The following is a 3,766-nucleotide window of genomic DNA, read 5'->3' as shown; positions in this document are numbered from 1 at the left end:
CTCCTATCCCACGCGGCTGACGCCGGCCGGAGAAACCCTGTACAGCCAGTCGCTGGAGATGCTGCAGGGCTTGCAGTCGACCCGCGCCATGCTGCGCGGCCACACCTCGGCCGGGCAGGATGTCATCGAGTTTGCGGTGCCGCACACATTGGCTTTCACCTTCTTTCCCGCCTGGGTCAGCAGCCTGCGCGAGAAGTTCGGCCCCATCAAGAGCCGGCTGATTGCCCTGAACGTGCACGATGCGGTACTGCGCCTTGTCGAGGGCAGTTGCGACCTGCTGATCGCCTATCACCACGACTCCCAGCCCTTCCAGCTGGATCCGGACCGCTATGAAATGGTGTCGCTGGGCCAGGAAGTGCTGGCACCTTTTGTCAGGGCCAATTCCGCGGGCGAGCCCGAGTTCAGCCTGCCGGGCCGCGCCGGCCAGCCCTTGCCTTATCTGGGCTATGCGCCGGGCGCCTACCTGGGCCGCATGGTCGACATGATCCTCAAGCAGTCCAGCACGGCCATCCACCTGGACCGGGTGTACGAAACCGACATGGCCGAGGGCCTCAAGGCCATGGCCCTGGAAGGCCACGGCATCGCGTTTTTGCCGCTCAGCGCCGTCAAGAAGGAATTACGGGCCAAAAAACTGGTCAGCGCTGGTGGCAACCTGGAAATGACCATGGACGTGCGCGTGTACCGTGAGCGGCCCACCTCCAAGGAGTCTGCCAAAACCCACGCCCAGGCCTTGTGGACTTACCTGCAGGCACAAACCGGCGGCAAGGAAAAGGTGGGTGGCCGTAGCGCGGGGACACAGGCATCGCGCTAGCCGACCGGCCTTTGCCGAAGCGGGCTGGTGGCCTTGGGGGCAAATGCTGGCATCAGACTGACGACTAGTAGTAACCCTAGGTGGTTATAAGAAAAATGCATGGAAGATCGTCGAAACAGCATTGGTGTTTTGACACCTCCAAATTTACAGTTCGTGACGTTCAAATTTTGGTGCTTGCCCGTGCTTGTTGATTCATTTGCTGTCTGCGTTGCCTTCCTTACCGCCCTTTGTGCGGCATCGGTCTGCGCCAGGCACCGCGCCATTCGGGTGATCGCCCAGCCTGTACGGCCGCGTGTGCAGGCGGCCTGACGGTCTGCTGGCACAAAGACTGCTTACATCTGCCGTATAGTTCCGGACTTTTAATGCGCGCACCATTTTGGAAAACCCCAGAAATTGCTGTCAATGCTGCGGGTTTGCAAAACCATCAACCCTTTCACGCCGTCCGCGTTCCTCCATTTTTAGAGGCCGGGTAAACCTAGGCATGTCCCGGGAACCAACTCTCTAGAATAGTTCGCTAATCGTTTCATTCATTACAGGAGATTCCATGAAACTCAAGCTAGTCGCTCTGTCTGTTGCATTGCTCGCCACCGGCGGTGCGTTTGCCGACACCCTTTCCAAAGTCAAGGCTTCAGGCGTTGTGACCATGGGCGTGCGTGACTCCTCCGGTGCACTGTCCTATACCCTCGGTGACGGCAAATACACCGGCTACCACGTCGAAATCTGCCAGCGCATCCTGGCCGGCCTCGAAAAAGCCGCCGAGCGCAAGCTGGAAGTCAAATACCAGCCCGTGACCTCGCAAAACCGCATTCCCCTCGTGCAAAACGGCACAGTCGACATCGAGTGCGGCTCCACCACCAACAACGCGACCCGTCAAAAAGACGTGGCCTTCGTCGTGACCACCTTCGTCGAAGAAGTCCGCATCGCGGTGAAAGCCACCTCCGGCATCACCTCCGTTGCCCAGCTCAGCGGCAAGACCGTGGCCACCACCACGGGTACCACTTCCGTGCAGACGCTGCGCAAGAACAAGCGCGCCACCGGCGTCGAGTTCAAGGAAATCTTCGGCAAGGACCACTCCGACAGCTTCCTGCTGCTCGAATCGGGCCGCGCCGATGCGTTCGTCATGGACGGTTCCATCCTGGCCGGCAACATCGCCACCGCCAAGAAGCCTTCGGACTTCAAGATCGTTGGTGAAGTGTTGAGCGTCGAGCCCATCGCCATCATGATCCGCAAGGATGACCCGCTGCTCAAGCGCCYGGCCGACGACACGGTCAAGGGCATGATCAAGTCGGGCGAGATGAACAAGCTGTGGACCAAATGGTTCCTGTCGCCGATTCCTCCGAAGAACACCAAGGTGGGCCTGGCACTGAGCGCCAGCACCAAGGCAGCCTGGGACAATCCGAACGACAAGCCCATGGAAGAGTACGCCCAGAAGTAATTCGGGTCAGGTAAATTGAAGAACCCCGCCTGACATCATGCTCTGGCGGGGTTTCTCGTTTACCGTGGCATGGAAAAACAACACAACAACCCTTTGCTGGAGCCGTGATGACTTGGGATTGGCAGGTATTTCTAAATGACGACGGTAGTGGCCGAACCTACTTGCAATGGATGTTTGACGCATGGGGCTGGACGCTGTCCGTCGCCGGTGCATCCTGGGTGATCGCCATGCTGTTTGGCGCACTGGTCGGCACGCTGCGCACCTTGCCCAACAGCCCGTGGCTTGTCCGCTTTGCCAATGCCTGGGTCGAGCTGTTTCGCAACGTTCCCTTGCTGGTCCAGATTTTCATCTGGTACTTTGTGGTTCCCAAAATTTTCCCCGCCATGAAGGAGCTGCCCAGCTTCATCCTGGTGGTGTTCGCTCTCGGATTTTTCACCTCGGCGCGTATTGCCGAGCAGGTCAGGGCCGGCGTGCAGGCCTTGCCGCGCGGCCAGCGCTATGCCGGCATGGCCATGGGCTTTACCACCGTGCAGACGTACCGCTACGTGATCCTGCCCATGGCCTTTCGCATCATCATTCCGCCGCTCACCAGCGAGTCGATGAACCTCTTGAAAAATTCCTCCGTGGCTTTCGCGGTGTCGATCGCCGAGCTCACCATGTTCGCCATGCAGGCGCAGGAAGAAACTTCGCGCGGCATTGAGATCTACCTGGCGGTGACGGCCCTTTATGCAATCTCTGCCTTCGCGGTCAATCGGGTCATGGCCTTTGTTGAAAAGAAGGTCCAGATCCCCGGCTTCGTTGTAGCCGGCTCAACGGGCGGAGGGCACTGACATGCTTGGACTCGACATGAGCTTCCTGAACTGGGAGATGATTTCCCAGTTCGTCGTCAAGGGTTTTATTTTCAGCATCGAGCTGACCGTCATCGCCACCATAGGCGGCATTATTTTCGGCACCGTGCTTGCGCTGATGCGTCTGTCGGGCAAAAAATTCCTGACGGTTCCCGCGACCATCTACGTCAACGGCATGCGTTCCGTTCCGCTGGTCATGGTGATCCTGTGGTTCTTCCTGCTGGTACCTGCGTCGTTCTACACGACCTTCGGCGCCTGGGGGGCCAACTACCGCGCCGAGATTTCGGCCATCATCACCTTCGTGGCCTTTGAGGCTGCGTACTTCAGCGAAATCATGCGTGCGGGCATCCAGTCCATCTCGCGTGGGCAGGTCAATGCGGGCCGTGCCCTGGGCATGACCTATTCGCAGAACATGAAGCTGATCATCCTGCCGCAGGCTTTCCGCAACATGGTGCCCATCCTGCTGACCCAGACCATCATCCTGTTCCAGGATACTTCGCTGGTTTACGCCATCGGCGCCTACGACCTGCTCAAGGGCTTCAGCACCGCCGGCAAGATCTTCGGCCGTCCTGAAGAGGCCTACCTGCTGGCCGCCGTGGTTTATTTCGTGATCTGCTTCGGGCTGTCCTTCATGGTCAAACGCCTGAACAGCAGAATCGCCATCATTCGCTG

The 3,766-nt window shown here is 59.0% G+C and carries 4 protein-coding genes; all 4 read left to right on the top strand.

Features of this window, described 5'->3' with window-relative positions:
- The coding region (locus tag AC1DWI_RS16350; protein ID WP_477725223.1) for a LysR substrate-binding domain-containing protein at positions 1-811 on the top strand (811 nt) is incomplete at its 5' end.
- Positions 812-1,355: 544 nt separating this feature from the next.
- Entirely contained in the window at positions 1,356-2,246 is an 891-nt protein-coding gene (locus AC1DWI_RS16345) for a transporter substrate-binding domain-containing protein (RefSeq protein ID WP_477725222.1), read from the top strand.
- 107 nt (positions 2,247-2,353) lie between these two features.
- A complete protein-coding gene (locus AC1DWI_RS16340) occupies positions 2,354-3,076 on the top strand; it encodes an amino acid ABC transporter permease (protein WP_457281127.1) in 723 nt (240 codons plus the stop codon).
- Between the two features lies 1 nt (position 3,077).
- Positions 3,078-3,766, top strand: a 689-nt coding sequence (locus tag AC1DWI_RS16335) for an amino acid ABC transporter permease (RefSeq protein ID WP_457281126.1), incomplete at its 3' end; no start/stop codon positions are given.

The organism is Polaromonas sp. P3_C2, assembly GCF_056402675.1.
Note: the sequence above shows the minus strand (reverse complement) of the source record. Positions and strands in the feature narration are given on the sequence as shown.